We start from the raw sequence: 22,867 nt of genomic DNA, 5'->3' as shown, positions 1-22,867 counted from the left end.
TGATGCTGTTCGAGGTGTTCCGTTATCCGGACGCACGTGAACGAGGGGCGAACACGGGGCAGTTGGGTCGCAAGGCGCCACGGGGGCCCATAGACCCCCTCCGCCATCAGAACGGACATCCTGACGGTCGAGGCAGGTATACGAGCCGCGGTGGCCGGTTCCCGGCCCCCACCGGAGGGGCTCGGTGAGGCTTCAGTACTGCGCGGGGTAGCCGTAACCGCCCGCGGGCGCCGGTGCCGGCTGGGCCTCGCGGTCGTAGAACGGGCGGGCGTTGGCGCGCAGCCACATGGCCACCGGGTCGTATCCGTCGGACATCGCGACCGTCGACACGGGCAGGCCGTCGGGGACCGCGGCGATCGACTGCTGCATCATCGTGCGCACCCCGTCGACCGACGCCGGCGCGGTGTCGTACACATCGAGGCCGATGGCCAGGTACGGGGCGCCGAGCGCGGGCTGCACCCAGGCGCGGCGCAGCGAGCGGACCGCGGGGGTGCGGTGGGCGTTCTGCGTGAGCAGGGCGTAGAACTGGGGGATCTCGATGGCCGGCTCGGTGAGCCTGAGCGGGCCCGCGGGCAGCAGGTCGAGGCCCGACGCGATGCGCCGCAGGTCGAGCCAGGGGATGCCGACGCCGCCGCCGGGCGCGTGCGGGTTGAGCCAGAGGCCGTAGTGGTCGGGGAAGAGGGTGCGGGAGATGTCGAGACCGCCGACCACCTCGTACGAGCGGTTCCAGCCACTGGCGGAGAGCTCCTGGGCCGAGGTCACGCACGGCGCGTAACCGAGGCCCTCGACCTCCATGTTCCCGTACTGCGCGTCGGGGGATCCGGCCTGGCCGTGCCAGAGCAGCATCCACACCTGGTCGGCGGCGAGCGCCCGCAGGAGCGCCTCGTAGGCGTCATAGCGCCCCGGCGTCACCTGGCGCAGCATGTGCTCGACCTGCCCGGCCGCAGCCGTGCCCGACGCACTCACCCTTAACCGCCCCTTCGCGATGACCCGCTGACCCGGTGGAACTCCGGGTCATGAAACCAGCTTAAGCGGCGATCCTGACACCGACTTGACGTACGGCACCCTCACACACGTACCTGCACATGTCCTTACACATGTCCGTGCTCGTGTCCCGGAGTGCGACCGAAGAAGGTCCTGACCCGCTCGCGCATCCAGTCGGCGACCGGGTCCTGGGCCACGTCGAGCAGCACCAGGTTCACCGGCCAGGCCACCGGGGCCTGCCCCAGGGCCCGGCCCAGGGCCTCCATCGGGAGCTCGCGCGCGTTGCCCTCCCAGGAGGTCAGTTCGACGCCGACGAACAGCGAGGGGTCCTCGCCCTCGACGCTGGCCAGGCAGCGGCGGGCGCTCAGGACGACACCGGTGGCCTCGAACTCGCGGGCGGCGGCGGACAGGAAGTCCACCGGGTCCTCCTGCCAGTCCGGTTCGAAGAGGCGTACGCGGCCGCCGGTCGCGGGGCCGTCCAGCGGGGTGCGCCCGGCCCGGCAGAGCTCGGCGACGGCGGGCGGCGGCAGCGGCACACCGACCGTGCCGTCCGGGTTGACCGCGATGCCCAGCTGCGGGGGCAGGCCGCGGGCGAACTCCACGGCGGGCGCCACGGTGCAGCCCATGCGGCCGCCGGTGGCCTGCCGGAACTGCTGCTCGGAGCTGAAGACGGGGACATAGGCCTGGCCGTCGATCTCCAGCGTGGGCAGGTCGAGGGTGCCGCTGTCCGGGGCCCCGCCGTTCGGCAGCGGGACCCAGACGTGGCTGCGGCCGAGCACCTCGACGATGCGGGCCCCCGCGGACGCCCGGGGCGCGCCGGGGGTGCCCAGGGATGCCGCGAGCACCTCTTCGAGTTCGTTGCCCGGCCATCCTCCGTAGGGATGGGCGTGCGCCTGCGCCGGAAAGTCCATCTCTTCTCACCCCTGCTCGGTCCCGCTCTGCCTGCGGCACGACCCTAACGCGGCGGGCGGCTCGGTTTCCGAAGCGGCGGGCGGCTCAGTCCCCGAAGCCGATCCCCCGCAGCACCCCGGCCGCCGTCCGGTCCAGGAGCACCGCCGAGCCGCAGCCGCGCGGCAGGTCGCCGCGCTCGGCGGCGCCGACGAGCCGGCCGACCGTCCTGCGGTGGCGCGCGAAGGCGTACCGCGACACGCCGCGCCCGCGCGCGAGCTGCCCCTCTATGGCGGTGTCCGGCGGCACGTCGAGCAGCAGCAGGTGCAGCGTCGTGCCGCGCCGCGCGGCCTCGCGGGCCAGCCAGCGGCGCACCCAGGCCTGGGTGCCGCAGTCGTGCACCACGACGCCCTCGCCGGAGCGCAGGGCTCTGCGCAGGCCCGCGTAGTGCGCGATGCGGACCAGCGGGCGGTACACCGCGTACGGCAGGAGGTCCGGCATGCGCCGGGCCCAGCGGTCGCGGGTGTCCTGCGAGTCGATGCGCGGGCCCGCGACGGCCCTGCGCATCAGCGTGGACTTGCCGCTGCCCGGCAACCCGGAGACGACGATGAGGTCGCCCTCGCCGAACGTGAGCCGGTGCGGGCTGTGTCCTGTCCGCTGCCGCAGGTCGCGGACGACGGCCGCCGGCAGGGGGCCGCAGCTCTCCCTGGTCGGGGCGGCGGCCTGTTTGGGCAGGGCCACCCCTGTGTTGGTCGCGTAGACGCTCGTCCTGCGCACCGTGATCGGCCTCCCCTTAGCGGTCACGTACCTGCTTCCCGCAGCTTCCCCGGCAAGTGTAAAGAGAAGGTAATGCGGCACAACAGCATTACTGGACTGGCACTGCCCTGTGACGCAGGCGCGTGCAATGATGTGCGCGCAAACTCCATACAGGCCGTTTGAATCCGCGCGGGAGAGTTCCCGGTGGCCGTCACAGGACGCACCGGGGCGCCGAAGGAGCAAGTCCCTCCCTTGAATCTCTCAGGCCCCGTACCGCGCGGGCGAGGCACATCTGAAAAGCGGGCCGCCTGCGCGGCTCCACCCAAGGTGCAAGTCATGACCCCCCTGCGTACGGGTCGTGGTGAACCTCTCAGGTTCCGATGACAGATGGGGAGGATCGACCTCGCCCGTCATGCCCCTGGGAGTTCCACGAATGAGTAATGCCCCCCGTCTGACCGCACTCGATGCCGTGCATCGTGCGCTCGGCGCGACCATGACCGACTTCGCGGGCTGGGACATGCCGCTGCGGTACGCGAGCGAGCGCGACGAGCACAACGCCGTGCGCACCAAGGCCGGTCTCTTCGACCTCTCCCACATGGGCGAGATCACGGTCTCCGGGCCCGAGGCCGTGGACCTCCTGAACTTCGCGCTCGTCGGCAACATCGGCTCCATCGGTGTCGGCCGCGCCCGCTACACGATGATCTGTGCCGAGGACGGCGGCATCCTGGACGACCTGATCGTCTACCGGCTCGGCGAGCCCGAGACCCCCGAGTACATGGTGGTCGCCAACGCCTCGAACGCACAGGTCGTGCTCGACGCGCTGACCGCCCGCGCCGACGGATTCGACGCCGAGGTCCGCGACGACCGCGACGCGTACGCGCTGCTCGCCGTCCAGGGCCCCGAGTCCCCCGGCATCCTGAAGTCAGTCACGGACGCCGACCTGGACGGCCTGAAGTACTACGCGGGCCTCCCGGGCACGGTGGCGGGCGTCCCCGCGCTGATCGCCCGCACGGGCTACACCGGCGAGGACGGCTTCGAGCTCTTCGTCGCGCCCGGCGACGCCGAGAAGCTGTGGAACGCGCTCATGGAGGCCGGCGAGCCCGCGGGCCTGGTCCCCGCCGGGCTCTCCTGCCGCGACACGCTGCGCCTGGAGGCGGGCATGCCGCTGTACGGGCATGAGCTGACCGCGGAGCTGACGCCCTTCGACGCGGGCCTCGGCCGGGTCGTCAAGTTCGAGAAGACCTCGCAGTCCGACACCTTCGTGGGGCGCGCGGCGCTCGCGGCCGCCGCCGAGCGCGCCGAAGCCGCTCCCCCGCGCAAGCTGGTCGGTCTGGTCGCCGCAGGCCGCCGCGTCCCGCGCGCGGGCTTCTCGGTGGTCGCCGACGGCAAGGTCATCGGCGAGGTCACCTCGGGCGCCCCGTCCCCGACCCTTGGCAAGCCGATCGCCATCGCGTACGTCGACGCGGCGCACGCCACCCCCGGCAGCGAGGGTGTCGGCGTGGACATCCGGGGCACGCACGAGCCGTACGAGGTCGTGGCGCTGCCGTTCTACAAGCGCCAGAAGTGACACCCCGCACAACAGCCTCGTCCATCAGCACTCCCCCGCGTACAGGAGAATTCAGGTCATGAGCAACCCCCAGCAGCTGCGTTACAGCAAGGAGCACGAGTGGCTCTCGGCCCCCGTGGACGGTGTGGCGACGGTCGGCATCACCGAGCACGCGGCCAACGCGCTCGGTGACGTCGTCTACGCCGACCTGCCCGAGGCCGGTGCCGCGGTGACCGCGGGCGAGACGTGCGGCGAGCTCGAGTCGACCAAGTCGGTCAGCGACCTGTACTCGCCGGTGACCGGCGAGGTCGTCGAGTCGAACCAGGACGTCGTGGATGACCCGTCGCTGGTCAACTCCGCCCCGTTCGAGGGTGGTTGGCTCTTCAAGGTACGGATCACGGAGGAGCCGAAGGACCTGCTCTCCGCGGACGAGTACACCGAGTTCTCCGGCAGCTGAAGCCCCCCGAAGACCCTTAGGGACCACCTGATGTCGCTTCTCAACACCCCTCTCCACGAGCTGGACCCGGACGTCGCCGCCGCCGTCGACGCCGAGCTCCACCGTCAGCAGTCCACCCTGGAAATGATCGCCTCGGAGAACTTCGCTCCGGTCGCCGTCATGGAGGCCCAGGGCACGGTCCTCACCAACAAGTACGCCGAGGGCTACCCCGGCCGCCGCTACTACGGCGGCTGCGAGCACGTCGACGTCACCGAGCAGATCGCGATCGACCGGATCAAGGACCTGTTCGGCGCCGAGTACGCCAACGTCCAGCCGCACTCCGGCGCCTCCGCCAACCAGGCCGCCCTCTTCGCGATCGCCAAGCCCGGCGACACGATCCTCGGCCTGGACCTGGCGCACGGCGGCCACCTCACCCACGGCATGCGCCTGAACTTCTCCGGCAAGCAGTTCAACGTGGTCGCGTACCACGTGGACGAGGCCGGTCTGGTCGACATGGCCGAGGTCGAGCGCCTGGCCAAGGAGAACAGCCCCAAGGTGATCATCGCGGGCTGGTCCGCCTACCCGCGTCAGCTGGACTTCGCGGAGTTCCGCCGCATCGCCGACGAGGTCGGCGCGAAGCTGTGGGTCGACATGGCGCACTTCGCCGGGCTCGTCGCCGCCGGTCTGCACCCGAACCCGGTGCCGTACGCGGACGTGGTCACCTCCACCACGCACAAGACCCTCGGCGGCCCGCGTGGCGGCGTCATCCTGGCGCGCGACAAGGAGTTCGCGAAGAAGCTGAACTCCGCGGTCTTCCCCGGTTTCCAGGGCGGCCCCCTCGAGCACGTGATCGCGGCCAAGGCCGTCTCCTTCAAGGTCGCGGCCTCCGAGGAGTTCAAGGAGCGCCAGCAGCGCACCCTGGACGGCGCCCGCATCCTGGCCGAGCGCCTGGTGCAGGACGACGCGAAGGCCGTCGGCGTCGACGTCCTGTCCGGCGGCACGGACGTGCACCTGGTCCTGGTGGACCTGCGCAACTCCGAGCTCGACGGCCAGCAGGCCGAGGACCGCCTCCACGAGGTCGGCATCACGGTCAACCGCAACGCGATCCCGAACGACCCGCGCCCCCCGATGGTCACCTCGGGCCTGCGGATCGGTACGCCCGCGCTCGCGACCCGTGGCTTCCAGGAGGACGACTTCCGTGAGGTCGCCGACATCATCGCCGAGGCGCTGAAGCCGGGCTTCGACGCGGAATCCCTGAAGGCCCGCGTCTCCGCCTTGGCGGAAAAGCACCCGCTGTACCCCAACCTGTAGCATTTTCGTACGCTTTCTTTCGTACGGACCTTCGGGGCACCGCGCACACTGGACAGTGAGGACAGTGAGTGCGGTGCCCCGGTCCATGCCCCGCTTTCTGCACCACCCCGGCAGACAACGGCGTCTACCAACCACCATTGGAGTTTCTCGTGGCCCTCTCGGTCTTCGACCTGTTCTCGATCGGCATCGGCCCGTCCAGCTCCCACACGGTCGGTCCCATGCGCGCCGCCCGCATCTTCGCGAGCCGCCTCAAGAACGAGGGCCTGATGGCCCACACCACCGCCATACGGGCCGAGCTCTACGGCTCGCTCGGCGCGACGGGCCACGGCCACGGCACCCCGAAGGCGGTGCTGCTCGGCCTGGAGGGCGAGTCGCCGCGCTCGGTGGACGTGGAGTCGGCGGACGACCGCGTCGAGCAGATCAAGGCGAGCGGCCGCATCAACGTCCTCGGCATGCACGAGATCGACTTCGACTTCGACGAGGACCTGGTCCTGCACCGCCGCAAGGCCCTGCCGTACCACGCCAACGGCATGACGATCTTCGCGTACGACCGTGACGGCGGGCTCGTCCTGGAGAAGACGTACTACTCCGTGGGCGGCGGCTTCGTGGTCGACGACGACGCGGTGGCCGGCGAGAACCCGATCGTGCCGGACGACACGGTCCTCAAGCACCCCTTCCGCACCGGCGACGAGCTGCTCCGCCTCGCCAAGGAGACCGGCCTGTCCATCTCCGCGCTGATGCTGGAGAACGAGAAGGCCTGGCGCACGGAGGAGGAGATCCGCTCGGGTCTGCTCGACATCTGGGGCGTCATGCAGTCCTGCGTCTCGCGCGGCATGTCCCGCGAGGGCATCCTGCCGGGCGGCCTCAAGGTCCGCCGCCGCGCCGCCAACTCGGCACGCCAGCTCCGGGCCGAGGGCGACCCGCAGGCCCGCGCCATGGAGTGGATCACCCTCTACGCGATGGCCGTGAACGAGGAGAACGCCGCGGGCGGCCGCGTCGTGACCGCCCCGACGAACGGCGCCGCGGGCATCATCCCGGCCGTCCTGCACTACTACATGAACTTCATCCCCGGCGCCGACGAGGACGGCGTGGTCCGCTTCCTCCTCGCGGCCGGCGCGATCGGCATGCTCTTCAAGGAGAACGCCTCGATCTCCGGCGCCGAGGTCGGCTGCCAGGGCGAGGTCGGCTCCGCCTGCTCGATGGCGGCGGGCGCCCTCGCCGAGGTGCTCGGCGGCAGCCCCGAGAAGGTCGAGAACGCCGCGGAGATCGGCATGGAGCACAACCTCGGCCTGACCTGCGACCCGGTCGGCGGCCTCGTCCAGATCCCGTGCATCGAGCGCAACGGCATGGCGGCGGTGAAGGCCGTGACCGCGGCGAAGATGGCGATGCGTGGCGACGGCAGCCACAAGGTGTCCCTCGACAAGGTCATCAAGACCATGAAGGACACGGGCGCCGACATGAGCGTCAAGTACAAGGAGACGGCGCGCGGCGGCCTCGCGGTGAACATCATCGAGTGCTGACCTGATGGAGGGCTGAGCCCGCGTCCCGGGCGTCACCCGGACGGCGGATACCCTGAGCACCGTCAGCAGTGCACGAAGAAGGGGTGGATCCGGTGGCGGACATCGAGGAAGCGCGTAAGACGTTCGAGCAGTTCGACGCGGACGGCGACGGCTTCATCACAGCGGCGGAGTGGAAGTCGGCCATGGCCAAGATGGGGGACTTCTACGTCACCGAGACGGTGGCCGAGGCCGTGATCGGCACGAAGGACACCGACAAGGACAAGCGCCTCTCCTTCGACGAGTTCTGGGCAAGCCTGAACAAGAAGTAGCGGCCGTACGCGGGAGGGGCCCGGCACGCGAGAGCGCCGGGCCCCTCCGGTGTGTTCAGCGGGCGCGCCGCGCAGCCCGCAGGGAGCTCCTGGTCACCTGGCAGGCGCTGCACGGCCGGCCGCTCAGCCGCGGCCGCTGGAGGAGCCGGAGGACTCGGTCGGCTTCATGCCGCGTTGATCGACCACCGCTCGCTCCAGGATCGCGTCGCTGCCGTACAGGACCTCCGGGTTCCCGGTCTTGCCCGGCTTGCCGCCCGGCTTGTGGTTCTTCGTCATGTAGCCGCGTGAACCGAGGTAGGCGAAGGTCTTCTTGTCGAAGATCCATTCCGAGCGCGTCGCGAACGCCGACTCCTCGATGGTGATGCCTATCCCGTGGCGGCCCGCCGCGTCCACCGCGTCCGGCACCTGCACCACGCCGGGGAGCTTGGCGACCGCCTTGTAGAGGGCGGCGGAGTTCTCCGGCGGCATGACCGTCCCGCCGACCAGTTCGCCGATCCGGTCGAAGACGGCCTGCGCCTTCGTCTCCCGCTCGCCGGTCACCTTCGTCTCGGCGTACAGCTTCTTCAGGAGGGCGTCGGGATCGGTGGGCAGCGAGGCCAGCCAGTCGTACGTCGGGCGGTCGGGCCCCTCCGGTATGGCACCGGAGTCATCGGAGCCGTCCACGGCGGACGCCTCGATGGGCACGTCCTGACCGGCCATCGGAGCGCCCTTCCCGGTCACACGGCTCATGCCGATGTCCGTGACGGGGGCCGGGTTCTGGTTCAGCCAGATCTCCTCCGTGTACGGGTCGCCGAGCTTCACCGGGCCGTCGAGCTCGCCGTCGTTGCTCTGGACGAGGCTGCGGGTGTAGACGAACTGGCTGTCCTTCACCGATGGCGTCCCGGACTTGAGGGAGGCGCTCGCGATCCGGTCGAGCGTGACCGTTGCGCCGGGCGTTGCACCCCGGCCGGCGCCCATGTCGCGTACGCCGTCGGCGCCGCCGCCGCCGGAGGAGAGCGTGCCGGTCAGAATCCCGGCCACCGCAAGCGCGGCCGCGGCGGGCATCAGCACCCCGGGCCGCAGCAGGCGGCGGCGGAGAGCGGCGGGGCCGGACTCCCCGCGGTCCACGTCAGTCGCGCCGGCCGTGTCGGCGGCTTTGTCGCGGTCGATCTGCTGCATCAGGACGTCCTTGTGGTGGAGGTGACGCCCCGGCGGAAGATCCCATTCGTCCTCGCCCGACTCCGGGAGCAGGCGGGCCAGTTCGGCGGCCTCGTCCTCTCCACGGGACGGGGTGGCGGCGTTCATCGGAATTCCTCCCGCAGGGGCAGGGCCGCGAACGCGGCCTCACTCTCTACCTCTCCGCGACCACGAAGAGGTTCCGTCACGTTCTCCACTTTCGGCACAACAGTCACATCCGCCCCGTCCTCGCTCAGCCGCCGCAGCCGCGCGCGGGCCCGCGAGAGCCGCGAGCGCACCGTGCCGACCGGAACGCCGAGCGCCTCCGCCGCCTGCGCGTAGTCAAGGCCGGACCACACGCACAGCACGAGCACCTCCCGCTCCGGGCGACGCAGCCCGCGCAGCGCTCCGTGCACCGCCGCGAGCCGCCGCGCGTCGTCCATCCGGCCCGCCGACTCCTCAGCGAAGTCCGCCACTTCGGGCGGCGGGGGCTGACGGGACAGAAAGGCGAGCCGTCTGCGCAGGCCGCGGTTGGCGTTCTGCGCCTTGTGCGTCGCGATGCCGAGCAGCCACGGCTTGAGCGAACCGCCGTCCGGCTCAAGGCGGTCGCGGGTGCGCCAGGCCGCGAGGAAGGTCTCGGACATGACCTCCTCGGCGGTCGACCAGTCGCCGGTCAGCCGCAGGGCGTGGTTGTAGACCGCCCGCGCGTACGCCTCGTACAACTCACCGAACGCCTCCCGCTCCCCCGCCCGGATGCGCGCATGGATGCCGTCTCCTGGTTCTTCCGGTTCAGTACGCCTCACACCACGTACCTCTCCGCACCCTCCGCGGGGTTCCTGTGCCGCTCGTCACACCGTCCCCTGGAGTTCCCCCACGACCTTGCCGAAGTAAGTGTCGGACGCCGCCTCCCGGCAGGAATACATCCCCCGTTCCGGAGGTTGGCTCCGTTACGTTACGACACCGGCGAACCACCCCCGGAAGGGTCAGTCATGAAGATCGGCATCATCGGCGCGGGCAACATCGGCGGCAACCTCACCCGTCGCCTCACGGCCCTCGGCCACGACGTGTCCGTCGCGAACTCCCGTGGCCCGCACACCCTCACCGACCTCGCCAAGGAGACCGGCGCCACGGCCGTTCCGGTCGAGGAAGCCGCGCGCGGCGCCCAGGTCGTCGTCGTGACGATCCCCCTGAAGGCCGTCCCGAACCTGCCGTCCGGCTTCCTCGACGGCGCCGCCGAGAACGTCGCCGTCATCGACACCGGCAACTACTACCCCCAGCAGCGTGACGGGAAGATCGCCGAGATCGAGGAGGGCCTGACCGAGAGCCGCTGGACCGAGCGCCAGATCGGCCACCCGGTCATCAAGGCCTTCAACGGCACGTACGCCCAGGACATCCTCGACAAGCCCCAGCCCAAGGGCACCCCCGGCCGCGTAGCCCTCCCAGTCTCCGGCGACGACGAGGCGGCAAAGAAGGTCGTACGCGACCTCATCGACGAGATCGGCTTCGACACCGTCGACAACGGCGGCCAGGACAACTCCTGGCGCCAACAGCCCGGCACCCCGGTCTACGGCCTGGCCAAGGACGCGGAAGCAATCACCAAGGCCCTGTCCGAGGCTTCCCCGGAGCGCACGGCGGAGTGGCGCGCCTGACGGCCACCGGTCGCGCTGCGGGAGCGGCTACGGCTTGGCCCACTCCCGCAGCGCGTCCTCGCTCGCGAAGTCCGCGACGTTCTTGTCCAGGGGCGTCGACGTGTACTGGTGGATGCGCCACTTCGCCTTGATGCGCGGCTTGCCCGCTGACACGTAGTCGGCGATCCAGAGGGCGTCGCCCGCGTACGACGTGCTGTCGTGGTTGAGCCAGAAATCCCGATTGCAATACAAGATGACCCGGTGATGGGGCCTGAGCTCCTTCACCTCGCGAATGAACCGGTCCTTCTCCGCATTGCTCGCCCGGGTGTGTTCTCCCGTCCATTCCCAGTCCACCGCCAGCAAGTCCCCTGCCTTTTCCGGGGCCTTGCTGACGAAATACTCCGCCTGGGCCTTGATGTTCCCCGGCCACAGGAAGTGGTAGAAGCCGACCACGCAGCCGCCGTCCCTCGCCCGCTTCGTCTGCGCCGTCAGGCGTGGGTTCACGTACGAGCGGCCTTCCGTCGCTTTTATGATGACGAAGGAGATGCCGTCCGTGTCGAACGTGGACTGGTACGAGCTGACGTCGATGCCTTTGAGCACGGGCAGCCTCCTGGCAGGCAGAGGGGAGGTCGGCTGGATCTACCCTTGTGGTGCCCGGTGGCCGTGATGGTCAACCGTTGTAATATTCAGGTGTATTGCTCAGCGGAAGATCCCCGTATGTCCGAGCGAGTAGCGGCCCGGTTGCGGATAGACCGCGAGGCCGTGCGGGCCGCCGCCCACCGGGATGCGGGCGGTCTGGACTCCTGTGCGGGTGTCGATGGCGTAGACCTCGGAGTCGTAACGGCCCGACAACCAGAGGGTGTTGCCGTCCGCCGAGACGCCGCCCATGTCGGGGCTGCCGCCCTGGGGCAGCTTCCACTTCTTGGTGAGCTTGTTCTTGGGGAAGTCGAAGACGGAGACAGTGCCCTCGCCGCGGTTGGACACGTACATCTCGCGTGAGTCCCGGCTGACGTACAGGCCGTGGGTGCCCTTGCCGGTCGGCAGCAGCTTCGGCCTGTCGAACTTGTCGCCGCTCAGGACCCACATGCCGTCGGCCATCATGTCGGCCACGTAAAAGGTCTTGCCGTCGGGCGAGATCTTCACGTCCTGCGGCATGGCGCCCTTGAAGGGCAGCTTCTGCTGGCCGATCACCTTCATCTTCTCCGTGTCGACCTTCAGGAGTTCGCCCGAGAACTCGCAGGAGACGATGAAGTAGCGGCCGTCGGCGGAGAAGTCGGCGTGGTTGACGCCGTAGCAGCTGACCGGTTCGGTCTTGACCTTCTTCATGGTGTGCGGGTCACGGAAGACGAGCTCCCGGTCCATGGAGGCCATCACGATGGCGTGCTTGCCGTTGGGCGTGAAGTAGAGGTTGTACGGGTCGTGCACGTCGACGGGCTTTCCCGCCTTGCCGGTCTTGGGGTCGATGGGCGTGAGCGTGTGGCCGCGGTTGTTGTTGACCCAGAGCGTCTTCATGTCCCAGGAGGGGACGACGTGCTGGGGCTGGACCCCGACGTCGATCGTGTCGATCACTTCGTACGACTTGGGGTCGATGACCGAGACGGTGTTGGAGTTGGTGTTGGGGACGTAGATCCGGGAGGGGAAGTCCTTGACGACCGGGGAGAGTTTGTTCGGGCGGTCCGCCGCGTAGACGTCCTTCGGGTCGAGGACGGGCGGCATCCCCGGAAGGCCCGGCGCGGCCTTGGGTCTGGGTGTGGCGGTCTTCGGGATGCCCTTGGTGCCGAGGGCTTCGTCCTCGCGGGGCTCGCCGCCGCATCCGGCGAGTGCCGCGGCGACGACGGCACCGGCGGCGATGACCGCTCCGGTGCGCCGGGTGAGGTTCAGGTGCAGGGTCATCAGGTCAGCAACTCCGTGGTCGTCACCGCGCGCAGGTTGCGGCGGTCCAGTTCTTCCAGGACGGCGGGGAGCGCGGCGACCGTGTCCGCGTACCCGAAGTGCAGGCTCACGACGGAGCCCGCGCGTACCTCCGAGGTGATCTTGCGGGTGACGGCCCCGGCTCCCGGCGAGGTGAAGTCGAGGGAGTCGACGTCGTACGAGAGGACGTGCGGGTAACCGGCGCGGCGGGCGAGACGGGCGACGAGGGGGGTCGCCCTGTCGGCGCGTGAGGGACGGAACCACGTGCCGATGGAGCCGGTGAGGCGGCGCAGGCGGTCGGCGCAGCCGGTGATCTCCGCGTAGGCGTCGGCCTCGGGCAGCTCGTTGATCGTGACGTGGTGGTGGGTGTGGTTGCCCAGGTCGTGGCCGCCGTCGAGGATGCGGCGGGCGAGGTCGGGGTGTTCGTCGAGCCAGCTGCCGACGGCGAGGACGGTGATCCTGGCGTCCGCCTTCTCGGCGATGGCGAGGATGGACCGTGCGGTGGCCTGGTCGCCCTGGCCGTGGAAGGTGAGGGCGACCTGGGGCCGGCCGCGGGGGCTGTGCGCGATCTGGTCGGGGAGGCCGGGGACGTGTCGGGGTGCGGGGGCGGCGCGGGGTGTTCTGGCGGCGGGGTGCCGGGTGGCGGGCGCGGCCCGGTGGTCGGCGGGGGCGGCCTTGAGGGCGGAGCAGCCTGCGGTGAGGGTGCCCGTGGTGAGCGCGCCCGCGACGGCAAGGCCGGCGCCCGCGCGCAGGGCTCCACGGCGGTCGGTCTCGGTCACCCGACCATTTAATGGGTAAAGAGGGCAAAAGACGCTTATTGCCCGTGCGTGAGAGCCGCGGGTCGGGCGCGGGAGGCGGGCGGCCGTCTCGACACACCTTGCGGAACACCTGTCACAGCCGGAACTTAACCAGCGTTTACCAGGCAGGTGTCCCAGCTCACCAAGGATTCACCTTTGAAGTGTCCGGATTTCCCACTCTTTGCCCGGAATGGAGCTTTTGGATCGTCGGCCCCCGTCTGCCATAGTCGGGAGCACGACCCCCATTGACCCGGGCTCAGGTCGTCATCGGCGTCCGTGGACCACACCCCTTTGTCCGCGGCGCCCCGCGTAGCCCCCGCAACGCCACAACCGGCGACCGGGGGCTTCCGCGTATCAGCGACAGGGGCGGACGCCTCAGCGGTCGGCGACCCGCATCTCGAACCACGTCGTCTTGCCGCGCGGCAGCAGATCCACGCCCCAGCGGTCGGAGAGCTTGTCGACCAGGAAGAGGCCGCGGCCACTGAGGTCCATTTCCTGGACGGGCATCAGGCAGGGCAGTCCGCGCGAGGGGTCACGCACCTCGACCCGGATCCAGCCGCGCCGCCGCATCATCCGCAGCCCGAAGACGCGGGCGCCGGTGTGCCGCACGGCGTTGCCGACGAGCTCGGAGGTGAGGAGCACCGCGTCCTCGGTGAGCTTCGGGGAGAGTCCCCAGTGCCGGAGCACCACGACCTGGGCGAGCCGGCGCGCGATGGCGGCGGACTCCGGGCGCGACGGCAGCGGAACCTCCGCGTCCGTCGGATTGCCGAACAACTCGAGCGCCTTGAGCGCGTGTTCGTCCTCGACCGCCGGCGACCAGCGCGCCGCGGTCGCACTCCCGTGTCGCCGCGGCTGTTCGATACCCTCCAGCCCCGCCATGCCCCCCATCATGGCCGCACACAGCGCGTTCCGGGGCCGTTCCGACGGAATAAGCCCCCCGGAACCATCCATTCCGGGGGGCTGGGTAGGCATATGCCACTGGCAGTCAGAGCCCTACGACACCCCCACTGACCTGCGGTGACTACCTGCTTACGTATGATCACTTACGGCCTCGGAGCACCCAGGCTTAAGGTTCTCTTAAGCCGCGCATAATCCGCTCCTTCGGGGGACACTTTGGCTGACGCGGCCTCAACTGATCGCGTCCAGGCGGAAATTCAGAGGATCACAGAGGAAGTTCAGAGGAACTTCGCCTTGCCGGGACCCTCCTCGACGAAGCTGCGCATGCCACGCTCACGGTCCTCGGTGGCGAACAGTCCGGCGAACCAGGTGCGTTCAATCGCGAGCCCGGTGTCGATGTCCGTCTCCAGACCCGCGTCCACGGCCTCCTTGGCGGCACGCAGCGCGAGCGCGGGCCCCTGCGCGAGCCGTGCGGCCCACTGGTGTGCCTGCTCGTACACCTCGGCGGCGGGCACGACCCGGTCCACCAGACCCATGGTGAGCGCCTCGTCGGCCTTGACCATGCGGCCGGTGAAGATGAGGTCCTTGGCCTTGGACGGGCCGACCAGGCGGGACAGCCGCTGGGTGCCGCCCGCGCCGGGGATCAGGCCGAGCAGGATCTCCGGCTGGCCGAGCTTGGCGTTGTCGGCGGCGATGCGGAAGTCGGCGCAGAGGGCCAGCTCGCAGCCGCCGCCGAGCGCGTAGCCGGTGACGGCGGCGACGACGGGCTTGGGGATGCGGGCGACCGCGGTGAAGGAGTCCTGCAGCGCCTTGGACCGCACGACCATCGCCGTGTGGTCCATGGCCTGCATCTCCTTGATGTCCGCGCCCGCCGCGAACACCTTCTCGCCGCCGTAGATGATCACGGCGCGTACGTCGTCGCGCCGGGTCGCCTCTTCGGCCAGCTCCTTGAGCCGGTCCTGCAGGGCGATGTCGAGCGCGTTCATCGGGGGGCGGTCGAGGCGGATCGTGCCGACGCCTTCGGCGACTTCGAGATGCACAGATGTCATGCGGGGCACGTTAGCCGTGCCCCGCACGGGAGTGGCGACCGGTCAGGCCTTCCACTTCTCCCAGGACATGTTCCAGCCGTTGTAGCCGTTCTCGGGCTGGATGGTCTTGTCCGCGGAGTTCTTCACGACCACGACGTCCCCGATGAGGGAGTTGGCGAAGAACCATCCGGCGGGCGTCTTCTTGCTGTAGCCGCCGCGCACGTCGCTCAGGCCGATGCAGCCGTGGCTGGCGTTGGTGTTGCCGAAGGCGCCGCCCGACCAGTAGTTGCCGTGGATGAACGTGCCCGAGGTGGACAGGCGCATCGCGTGCGGGACGTCCTTGATGTCGTACTCGCCGCCGAAGCCGACCGTCTCGCCGTTCATACGCGTGACCGCGAGCTTCTCGCTGATGACCATCTGGCCGTTGTACGTCGTCGTGCCGGGGGCGCCCGCGGTGATCGGGATCTTCTTGATCTGCTTGCCGTCCCGGACGACCTTCATCTGGTGCGACTTGGCGTCGACGGTGGAGACCTGGCTGCGGCCGATGGTGAACTTCAGGGTCTTGGCCTGCTCGCCGTAGACCCCGGGCCGGCCCTCGACACCGTCGAGGTTGAGGTTGACGGTGACCTTCGTCCCCGCCTTCCAGTACTTCTCGGGGCGGAAGTCGATGCGGTCGTTGCCGAACCAGTGGGGCTCGACGTCCACGGCCGGCTCGGTCTTGATCTGGATGGCCTTCTCGACGTCCTCGGGCTCGGTGATGCCCCGGTTGAAGTGGACGGAGAACGGCATTCCCACGCCGACCTTCGAGCCGTCCTCCGGCGTGAACTGGCCGATGAAGGTGTTCTTCGGCGTCAGCGTCGTAAACGACGTGTCCTTGGCCGATTCACGTCCCTCGGAGTCCTTGGCTATCGCGTGGACCTTGTACTTCGTGGAGGCGGCCAGGTGATGCGCCGGGGTCCAGGTGGCGCCGCCCGAGGTGATCTTGCCCGGGACCGGATTGCCCTTGCTGTCCTCGACCTTGACCTGCGAGAGCTTGCCCTTGTCGGCGGCTATCTTCAGTGCCCCGCTGGTGGCCACCGATTCGGCGCCGTCCTTCGGGGCTATGGTCACCACCGCCGTCGACGGAGCGTTCCTGTCCGCCGCCTTGTCCTTGCCGTCGCCGCCCGCGTCCGAGCCGCCGCCCCCGCCGCACGCCGTGACCAACAGCAGCGTCACACCCGATGCCACCGCAAAGAGGCCCTTGGTCCCCCGTCGTCGTGCACGCCCCCGCGCACCAACCGACGTCCCCGATATCGGTCGCCCGTTCAAGATGTGTCTCCCCTCGCACGGCCTGGTCAGGCCCGCACCCCAGTGCCTCAGCGCGCACAGACACGCGCCTGCGCTAGATAACCACACGGCCCTGACCGATGACTCCCCGCCAATGTCACTGTTCAGTCCCAACTGCGCATGGGGTGCGGGTCCTGCCTCAGCGCCGGTCCGTGGGCCCGGCCTTCGGCTCCGGTCCGGGCTGCGCCGTCCAGTCCTTCCACTCCATGTTCCAGCCACCGAGGCCGTTGTCAGGAGCGACTTTCTTGTCATCGCTGTTGACGACTTCCACCACATCACCGATCAGGGTGCGGTCGAAGAACCACCCCGCCGGGGTCCGTGAGCTGCCGCCCTTCACGTCGCGCAGGCCGACGCAGCCGTGGCTGACATTCGTGTTGCCGGGGGCGTCCGGCGCCCAGTAGTTGCCGTGCAGGAAGGTGCCGGACGTCGTCAGACGGATCGCGTGCGGGACGTCGGGGATGTTGTACTCGCCGCCGAAGCCGACGGTGCGGCTGTTCATCCGCGTCACCTCCAGCATCTCCGTGACCACCATTTTCCCGTTGTACGTCGTGGTCTTGGGGGCGCCCGCGGTGATCGGGACGGTGGAGAGGAGCTCGCCGTCGCGGCGTACCTCCATGGTGTGCTCGGCGGCGTCGACCAGGGAGGTCTGGCTGCGGCCGACCGTGAACGAGAAGCTCTTGTCCTGGAGGCCGTAGACGCCGGGGGCGGCCTCGACGTCACGCAGGCGCAGGCCGACGGTGACCTTCGTGCCGGGCTTCCAGTACTTCTCGGGGCGGAAGTCCACGCGAGTCTTGCCGAACCAGTGCGGCCGTACGTCCACGGCGGGCTTCGCGGTGACGCTGATGGCGCGCTGGACGGCCTCCAGGTTCTCGATCTCCTCGTTGAACTCCAGGGAGACGATCATGCCAGTGCCGACGGTGGAACGGTCCTCCGGCGAGACGTAGGCGATGAAGCGCTCGTCGGGAACGGCGGTCGTGAACGTCGTGTGCCGGGCCGAGCGGCGGCCGTGGCCGTCGAGGGCGACGGCGTCCACCGAGTACTTCGCGGCGAGCGCGAGGCCGCTCTCGTCCAGCGGCCGCCAGGTCATGCCGTCCTCGTCGATGCGGCCGGGCACGGGCTGCTCCCGCGCGTCCTGCACCCGGACGACCTTCACCGATTCGAGGCGCCCGTCGGGGACCTCGACCTGGAGCCTCTCGTCTCCCTTGACCCCCTTGCTGCCGTCGTCGGGCGTCACCCGGATCGCGTCGGCGGGCGACCGTGGCTTGCCCATCAGCCTGTCGATGCCGTCGCCGTCGCCGCTGCATCCCGCGGCCCCGGCCAGCAGTCCTGCCCATGTCACCACGGCGGCCAGCGCGGCCCCTGCGCGCCGAGCGCGCCTCGCTACCTGTCTCACGTCCGTCCCAACGACCGTCCCCCTCCTGGGGAAACGTGAGTGCGACGCACACGCTGGGCAGAACAGTGGGGAGGACGGCACGGATCCGCGGGTCCGCACGTGCCGTCCGGTCGGGTACGCCACCGCCGCCGGGACGCGGCAGGGGTCGAGCCGCAGGAGGCGAACGGGTGTCCAGCGCAGCCGAACAGGAAGCACTCCGGGGTGGGCGGCGCGGGACCGGCGCGGCCGCCGTGAACGGGGAGGCCGTTGTCGTGAACGGGGCGCCCACGCAGTCGCGCGCCGCGCCACGGGCCGCCTCGGTCGTGCCCGCGGTGCCCGTGTGGCCGGGGGCGCCGACGCCGCTCGGGGCGCGGTTCAGAGTGGGGCCCGACGGTGTCGCGGGGACCAACTTCGCGCTGTGGGCGGGGGGCGCCGAAGCCGTCGAGCTCTGCCTCTTCGACGACCGGGGCGTCGAGACCCGCGCGCCGCTGACCGAATTGACGCACGAGATATGGCACGGCTTCGTGCCGGGCGTCCGGCCGGGCCGGCGCTACGGCTACCGCGTGCACGGCCGCTGGGACCCGTGGACGGGCGCGCGCTGGAACCCGGCGAAGCTGCTCCTGGACCCGTACGCGCGCGCGGTGGACGGCGACTTCGCGACGCACGGGCTGCCGCCCGAGGTGTACGGGCATGTGCGGGACTGGCCGCAGCAGCACGTGGCCGACACCGTGCGGGACGACCGGGACTCGGCGCCGTACGTCCCCAAGGGCGTGGTGGTGCACGACGACGCGCCGGACGACGAGTGGGCGGACGACCGGCGCCCGAAGACGCCGTGGGCGGACTCGGTCATCTACGAGGTCCACGTACGGGGCTTCACCAAGCTGCACCCGGGGATTCCGGAGGAACTGCGGGGGACGTACGCGGGGCTCGCGCATCCGGCGGCGATCGACCATCTGGTGCGGCTCGGCGTGACGGCGGTGGAGCTGCTGCCCGTCCACCAGTTCGCCCATGAGGACCATCTCCTGCAGCGGGGCCTGCGCAACTACTGGGGCTACAACTCGATCGGCTACTTCGCCCCGCACGCGGCGTACGCGGCGTCGGGGACCAGGGGTGAGCAGGTCGGGGAGTTCCGGCGGATGGTGCGGGCGCTGCACGAGGCCGGGATCGAGGTGATCCTTGACGTGGTCTACAACCACACGGCGGAGGCGGGCGAGCTGGGCCCGATGTTCTCGCTCAAGGGCATCGACAACCGCGGCTACTACCGGCTGCAGTCGAGCGACGCGCGTCGTTACGCCGACTACACGGGCTGCGGGAACACGCTCCAGGTGGTGCAGCCGCACGTCCTTCGCCTGATCACGGACTCCTTGCGCTACTGGGTGACCGAGATGGGGGTGGACGGTTTCCGCTTCGATCTCGCGGCGGCCCTCGCGCGCTCGTTCCACGACGTCGACATGCTGTCGCCCTTCCTCGCGGTGATCGCGCAGGACCCGGTGCTCCGGCGGGTGAAGCTGATCGCCGAGCCGTGGGACGTGGGTTCCGGCGGCTATCAGGTGGGGGCCTTCCCTCCGCTGTGGACGGAGTGGAACGACCGCTACCGGGGTGCGGTGCGGGACTTCTGGCGGGGTGCGCTGCCCGATGTACGGGATCTGGGCTACCGGCTCTCCGGGTCGAGCGATCTGTACGCGTGGGGCGGGCGCCGTCCGTACGCGTCGGTGAACTTCGTGACGGCGCACGACGGGTTCACGCTGCGGGACCTGGTGTCGTACGAACGCAAACACAACGAGGCGAACGGGGAGGGGAACAGGGACGGGTCGGACGACAACCGGTCCTGGAACTGCGGCGCCGAGGGCGAGAGCGCGGACGAGCGGGTGGCGGAGCTGCGGCGGCGCCAGCTGCGCAATCTCCTGACGACGCTGCTGCTCTCCACGGGGGTGCCGATGCTCGTCGCCGGGGACGAGATGGGGCGTACGCAGGGGGGCAGCAACAACGCGTACTGCCAGGACAACGAGGTCAGCTGGGTGGACTGGGGGCTCCTCGACGAGCCGGGGTGGGCGGCGCTCTTCGACCTGACGTCCCGGTTGATCTCCCTGCGGCACCGGCATCCCGTGCTGCGGCGGCGCGCCTTCTTCTCCGGGCGTGCGCATTCGGCGGACGGGCTGCGCGATTTGGCGTGGTTCACGGCGCGCGGGACGGAGATGACGGAGGGCGACTGGTACGCGCCGACCGCGACGCTCGGCATGTATCTGTCCGGCCGGGACATCCCGGGGCGCGACTCCCGGGGCGAGCCGGTCGTCGACGACAGCTTCCTCGCGATCCTGCACGCGGCGGACCGTGCCGGGAGTTTCGTGCTGCCGGGGGCGCCGTGGGCACAGGCGTACGAGGTGGTGGTGGACACGTCCCTGGAGGAGCAGGGGGCGGCGCCCGGCACCCTCCTGCACGCCGACACGGCGGTCACGGTGGCCGGGCGGTCGGTGCTGTTGCTGCGGGTGCGGGAGGGGGCCGCGGAGGCGAGTGCGGGCGGCTGACGTCGGGCGAGGGCATTGGTCCGTACCTGCCCATTGCCGCGGTCAGGCGCACCGGTCAAGCTCGGCGCATGGACCTGGAGTTGCGGCACCTGAAGACGATCCGGGCGATCGCCGACGCGGGCAGCCTCACCAAGGCCGCCACCGTGCTGGGGCTGGCGCAGCCCGCCCTGAGCGCGCAGCTGAAGCGGATCGAGCGCGCCTTGGGAGGGGAGCTCTTCGAGCGGGGGCGGCACGGGGTGCGGGCCACCGCGCTCGGGGAGTTCGTGCTGGCCCGCGCCCGAGTGGTGCTGCCCGCGGTGAGCGGACTGCGGGAGGAGGCGCTGCGGTTCGCCACGGCCTGGGACGGCGGCACGGGGTTCCGGCTCGGCGCGACGCACGGGCCGTTGCTGGGCGCCCTGGTGGACCGGCTCGCCGCCGCGCACCCGGGGGTGCCGGTGACGACCCACATCTCCTGGTCGGAGCGGGAGATCGCCTCCCGTACGGCCGACGGGCGCCTCGACTTCGCACTGGTGGGAGCGTGCGGGGCGAGCGCGCCGCCCCGGAGCGAGCTCCTGGTGTGGCGGGAGGTGGCCCGTGACCCGGTCTTCGTCATGCTGCCCACGGACCACCCGCTGGCCGGCCGCCGGGAGATCGACCTGGCGCTGCTCGCCGACGAGGCGTGGACGGACGTGCCGGGCGACGGCTGCTTCGCGGACTGCTTCACGGCGGCGTGCGCCCGCGCGGGTTTCACGCCGTCCTCCGTGTACGAGACGGACGTGGCGTCCTGCGTCCACCTGGTCCAGGTCGGGCGGGCGGTGGGGCTCTGCCGCGCGACGTTCCCGCCGACGCCGGGCGTGGTGACCCGGCCCCTCTCGGGATCGCCGCTGTACTGGCGCCACCTCCTGGGCTGGCACCCGGCGACCGGCGCCGACGCCACGGCCCCCACCGTGTACGCCCACACCCGCGCGGCCCACGCGGAGGCGACGGCCCGCAGCGAGAGCTACACGGCCTGGCTGGCGGCGCCTTCCATAACGTCGGGGCCAGGGGTCAGCTGACAGCTATTGGCGGGCAGTTGAGGCTTCTACGGTGTGGGCGATCCGCTCGCCCTCGACACCGAGGAGATCCCCCGTGCTCCCCATCCATCGCAGACGTGCCGCGGCCGCGGCGCTCGCCGCCGCCGGTGCCCTGGTCCTGGCCGGACTGCCCGGCACCGCGCACGCCCAGGCCGATCCCGGCACGTCCTCTTCGCCCTCCCCCGCCGAGACCGCCGCCGTCGACAGGACATCGCCCGAGGTCCTGCAGGCCATGCGGCGGGATCTCGGCCTCACGTCGGCGCAGGCCGAGGCCCGTCTGGTCAACGAGGCCGAGGCCGGCGCCGTCGCGGGAGCCCTGCGGGCCGCGCTCGGCCGTGACTTCGCGGGCGCCTGGGTGCACGGAGCGACCTCGGCGCGGCTCACCGTGGCCACCACCGACGCCTCCGACGTCCCCGCGATCGAGGCCCGCGGCGCACGGGCCGAGGTCGTGCCGCACTCCGTCGGCCAACTGGACGCCGCCAAGGCCAAGTTGGACCGGGCCGCCAAAAAGGCGGCCACGCGCGACGCTCCCGTCTGGTACGTCGACGTACGGTCCAACGCGGTCGTGGTGCGTGCCGTGCACGCCCCCGCCGCGAGGTCCCTCGTCGCCGCCGCGGGGGTCGACTCCTCCCTCGTGCGCGTCGAGAAGGCCAAGGAACGGCCGCGTCCGCTGTACGACCTCGTGGGCGGGGAGGCGTACTACATGGGCGGCCGGTGTTCCATCGGCTTCCCGATCACCAAGGGCACGCAGCAGGGCTTCGCCACGGCGGGTCACTGCGGGCGGGCCGGCACCGCGACCAGCGGCTACAACCAGGTGGCGCAGGGCACGTTCCAGGCGTCCGTCTTCCCCGGCAGGGACATGGCCTGGGTCGCCACCAACTCCCAGTGGACCGCCACCCCGTACGTGAAGGGCCAGGGCGGGCAACGGGTCGGCGTCGGGGGCTCCACGCAGTCCCCGGTGGGTGCGTCGATCTGCCGTTCCGGCTCCACTACGGGGTGGCACTGCGGCACGATCCAGCAGCACAACACCAGCGTCACCTACCCCGAGGGCACCATCAGCGGCGTGACGCGCACGACGGTCTGCGCGGAGCCCGGCGACTCCGGCGGCTCCTACATATCCGGCAGCCAGGCGCAGGGCGTCACCTCGGGCGGCTCGGGAGACTGCCGCAGCGGCGGCACCACCTTCCATCAGCCGATCAACCCGCTGCTCCAGCAGTTCGGCCTGACGCTGAAGACCACGGGCGGCGGCGACCCGGGCCCCGGCCCCGGTGACCCCGAGCCCGGCGGCACGTGGGCCGCGGGCAAGGTCTACGCGGCCGGTGACACCGTCACGTACGGCGGTGCGACCTACCGCTGCCTCCAGGGCCACCAGGCGCAGACCGGCTGGGAGCCGCCGAACACTCCGGCGCTCTGGCAGCGGGCCTGAC

Annotated in this window: 21 protein-coding genes and 1 riboswitch; of the genes, 9 read left to right on the top strand and 12 right to left on the bottom strand. The window is 70.7% G+C overall.

Translation table 11 applies throughout. The features are described 5' to 3' along the window. Positions 1-192: 192 nt before the first annotated feature. From AB0M70_RS27765 to AB0M70_RS27755, 3 genes are all read right to left on the bottom strand, one after another. Positions 193-966, bottom strand: coding sequence for an enhanced serine sensitivity protein SseB C-terminal domain-containing protein (locus tag AB0M70_RS27765; RefSeq protein WP_363212416.1), 774 nt, complete (start codon positions 964-966; stop codon positions 193-195). Between the two features lie 125 nt (positions 967-1,091). Then, a complete protein-coding gene (locus tag AB0M70_RS27760) occupies positions 1,092-1,895 on the bottom strand; it encodes an enhanced serine sensitivity protein SseB (RefSeq protein WP_365823882.1) in 804 nt (267 codons plus the stop codon). An 85-nt stretch (positions 1,896-1,980) separates the two neighbouring features. Then, a complete protein-coding gene (locus AB0M70_RS27755) occupies positions 1,981-2,655 on the bottom strand; it encodes an AAA family ATPase (protein ID WP_365824264.1) in 675 nt (224 codons plus the stop codon). A 153-nt stretch (positions 2,656-2,808) separates the two neighbouring features. Then, positions 2,809-2,914, top strand: a riboswitch (glycine riboswitch). 147 nt (positions 2,915-3,061) lie between these two features. Here AB0M70_RS27755 and gcvT point away from each other — a divergent pair. From gcvT to AB0M70_RS27730, 5 genes are all read left to right on the top strand, one after another. After that, positions 3,062-4,195 carry a glycine cleavage system aminomethyltransferase GcvT gene (gene gcvT, locus AB0M70_RS27750; protein ID WP_365823880.1) on the top strand — a complete coding sequence of 378 codons (1,134 nt, stop codon included), beginning with the start codon at positions 3,062-3,064 and terminating at the stop codon, positions 4,193-4,195. 58 nt (positions 4,196-4,253) lie between these two features. After that, complete coding sequence (gene gcvH, locus AB0M70_RS27745) at positions 4,254-4,631, top strand: glycine cleavage system protein GcvH (RefSeq protein ID WP_363212412.1); 378 nt, start codon at positions 4,254-4,256, stop codon at positions 4,629-4,631. Positions 4,632-4,661: 30 nt separating this feature from the next. After that, positions 4,662-5,921, top strand: a complete 1,260-nt coding sequence (gene glyA / locus AB0M70_RS27740; protein WP_363212411.1) for a serine hydroxymethyltransferase — start codon at positions 4,662-4,664, stop codon at positions 5,919-5,921. A 149-nt stretch (positions 5,922-6,070) separates the two neighbouring features. Further along, the gene (locus tag AB0M70_RS27735) at positions 6,071-7,441 is read left to right on the top strand and encodes an L-serine ammonia-lyase (protein WP_365824262.1); all 1,371 of its coding nucleotides are present in this window, start codon (positions 6,071-6,073) and stop codon (positions 7,439-7,441) included. Between the two features lie 92 nt (positions 7,442-7,533). Further along, entirely contained in the window at positions 7,534-7,749 is a 216-nt protein-coding gene (locus AB0M70_RS27730) for an EF-hand domain-containing protein (RefSeq protein WP_365823877.1), read from the top strand. 123 nt (positions 7,750-7,872) lie between these two features. Here the strand turns inward: AB0M70_RS27730 and AB0M70_RS27725 are convergent, their stop codons facing one another. Further along, the gene (locus AB0M70_RS27725) at positions 7,873-9,033 is read right to left on the bottom strand and encodes a CU044_5270 family protein (protein WP_365823875.1); all 1,161 of its coding nucleotides are present in this window, start codon (positions 9,031-9,033) and stop codon (positions 7,873-7,875) included. Next, the gene (locus AB0M70_RS27720; RefSeq protein ID WP_365824260.1) at positions 9,030-9,671 is read right to left on the bottom strand and encodes an RNA polymerase sigma factor; all 642 of its coding nucleotides are present in this window, start codon (positions 9,669-9,671) and stop codon (positions 9,030-9,032) included. The genes AB0M70_RS27725 and AB0M70_RS27720 overlap by 4 nt, the downstream gene beginning before the upstream one ends. Positions 9,672-9,893: 222 nt before the next feature. Here AB0M70_RS27720 and AB0M70_RS27715 point away from each other — a divergent pair, with 222 nt between their 5' ends. Then, positions 9,894-10,553 (top strand): NAD(P)-binding domain-containing protein, encoded by a 660-nt coding sequence (locus AB0M70_RS27715; RefSeq protein ID WP_365823873.1) that lies wholly within the window; start codon positions 9,894-9,896, stop codon positions 10,551-10,553. A gap of 27 nt (positions 10,554-10,580) precedes the next feature. Here the strand turns inward: AB0M70_RS27715 and AB0M70_RS27710 are convergent, their stop codons facing one another. The 7 genes from AB0M70_RS27710 to AB0M70_RS27680 all read right to left on the bottom strand — a co-directional run bounded on the left by AB0M70_RS27710 (position 10,581) and on the right by AB0M70_RS27680 (position 17,830). Then, positions 10,581-11,132 carry a glycoside hydrolase family 25 protein gene (locus AB0M70_RS27710; RefSeq protein ID WP_365823871.1) on the bottom strand — a complete coding sequence of 184 codons (552 nt, stop codon included), beginning with the start codon at positions 11,130-11,132 and terminating at the stop codon, positions 10,581-10,583. A 99-nt stretch (positions 11,133-11,231) separates the two neighbouring features. Continuing rightward, positions 11,232-12,425, bottom strand: a complete 1,194-nt coding sequence (locus tag AB0M70_RS27705; RefSeq protein WP_365823869.1) for a hypothetical protein — start codon at positions 12,423-12,425, stop codon at positions 11,232-11,234. Beyond that, positions 12,425-13,222 (bottom strand): polysaccharide deacetylase family protein, encoded by a 798-nt coding sequence (locus AB0M70_RS27700; RefSeq protein ID WP_365823867.1) that lies wholly within the window; start codon positions 13,220-13,222, stop codon positions 12,425-12,427. The genes AB0M70_RS27705 and AB0M70_RS27700 overlap by 1 nt, the downstream gene beginning before the upstream one ends. 393 nt (positions 13,223-13,615) lie before the next feature. Then, positions 13,616-14,119 (bottom strand): ATP-binding protein, encoded by a 504-nt coding sequence (locus AB0M70_RS27695; protein ID WP_365823865.1) that lies wholly within the window; start codon positions 14,117-14,119, stop codon positions 13,616-13,618. Between the two features lie 296 nt (positions 14,120-14,415). After that, a complete protein-coding gene (locus tag AB0M70_RS27690) occupies positions 14,416-15,186 on the bottom strand; it encodes an enoyl-CoA hydratase-related protein (protein ID WP_365823863.1) in 771 nt (256 codons plus the stop codon). A 42-nt stretch (positions 15,187-15,228) separates the two neighbouring features. Beyond that, entirely contained in the window at positions 15,229-16,473 is a 1,245-nt protein-coding gene (locus AB0M70_RS27685; RefSeq protein WP_365823861.1) for an Ig-like domain-containing protein, read from the bottom strand. 157 nt (positions 16,474-16,630) lie between these two features. Next, positions 16,631-17,830 (bottom strand): Ig-like domain-containing protein, encoded by a 1,200-nt coding sequence (locus AB0M70_RS27680; RefSeq protein WP_365824258.1) that lies wholly within the window; start codon positions 17,828-17,830, stop codon positions 16,631-16,633. Positions 17,831-18,051: 221 nt separating this feature from the next. Between AB0M70_RS27680 and glgX the strand changes: the two genes are divergently transcribed. The 3 genes from glgX (at position 18,052) to AB0M70_RS27665 (ending at position 22,866) form a co-directional block, all read left to right on the top strand. Then, positions 18,052-20,388, top strand: coding sequence for a glycogen debranching protein GlgX (gene glgX / locus AB0M70_RS27675; protein WP_365823859.1), 2,337 nt, complete (start codon positions 18,052-18,054; stop codon positions 20,386-20,388). 68 nt (positions 20,389-20,456) lie between these two features. Next, on the top strand, positions 20,457-21,422 hold the full coding sequence (locus tag AB0M70_RS27670) for a LysR family transcriptional regulator (protein ID WP_365823857.1): 966 nt from the start codon (positions 20,457-20,459) through the stop codon (positions 21,420-21,422). Between the two features lie 73 nt (positions 21,423-21,495). Next, positions 21,496-22,866: a carbohydrate-binding protein gene (locus AB0M70_RS27665; RefSeq protein WP_365823855.1), complete on the top strand. Its 1,371-nt coding sequence runs from the start codon at positions 21,496-21,498 to the stop codon at positions 22,864-22,866. Position 22,867: the final 1 nt, after the last annotated feature.

The organism is Streptomyces sp. NPDC051214 (genome assembly GCF_040682375.1).
GTDB lineage: Bacteria > Actinomycetota > Actinomycetes > Streptomycetales > Streptomycetaceae > Streptomyces.
Note: the sequence above shows the minus strand (reverse complement) of the source record. Positions and strands in the feature narration are given on the sequence as shown.

What these genes read in the sequence shown, in the direction of transcription:
- AB0M70_RS27760 (WP_365823882.1), bottom strand. Translation starts at nt 1,895, where the DNA reads ATGGACTTTCCGGCGCAGGCGCACGCCCATCCCTACGGAGGATGGCCG.
- gcvT (WP_365823880.1), top strand. Translation starts at nt 3,062, where the DNA reads ATGAGTAATGCCCCCCGTCTGACCGCACTCGATGCCGTGCATCGTGCG.
- gcvH (WP_363212412.1), top strand. Translation starts at nt 4,254, where the DNA reads ATGAGCAACCCCCAGCAGCTGCGTTACAGCAAGGAGCACGAGTGGCTC.
- glyA (WP_363212411.1), top strand. Translation starts at nt 4,662, where the DNA reads ATGTCGCTTCTCAACACCCCTCTCCACGAGCTGGACCCGGACGTCGCC.
- AB0M70_RS27725 (WP_365823875.1), bottom strand. Translation starts at nt 9,033, where the DNA reads ATGAACGCCGCCACCCCGTCCCGTGGAGAGGACGAGGCCGCCGAACTG.
- AB0M70_RS27715 (WP_365823873.1), top strand. Translation starts at nt 9,894, where the DNA reads ATGAAGATCGGCATCATCGGCGCGGGCAACATCGGCGGCAACCTCACC.
- AB0M70_RS27705 (WP_365823869.1), bottom strand. Translation starts at nt 12,425, where the DNA reads ATGACCCTGCACCTGAACCTCACCCGGCGCACCGGAGCGGTCATCGCC.
- AB0M70_RS27695 (WP_365823865.1), bottom strand. Translation starts at nt 14,119, where the DNA reads ATGGCGGGGCTGGAGGGTATCGAACAGCCGCGGCGACACGGGAGTGCG.
- AB0M70_RS27690 (WP_365823863.1), bottom strand. Translation starts at nt 15,186, where the DNA reads ATGACATCTGTGCATCTCGAAGTCGCCGAAGGCGTCGGCACGATCCGC.
- AB0M70_RS27670 (WP_365823857.1), top strand. Translation starts at nt 20,457, where the DNA reads ATGGACCTGGAGTTGCGGCACCTGAAGACGATCCGGGCGATCGCCGAC.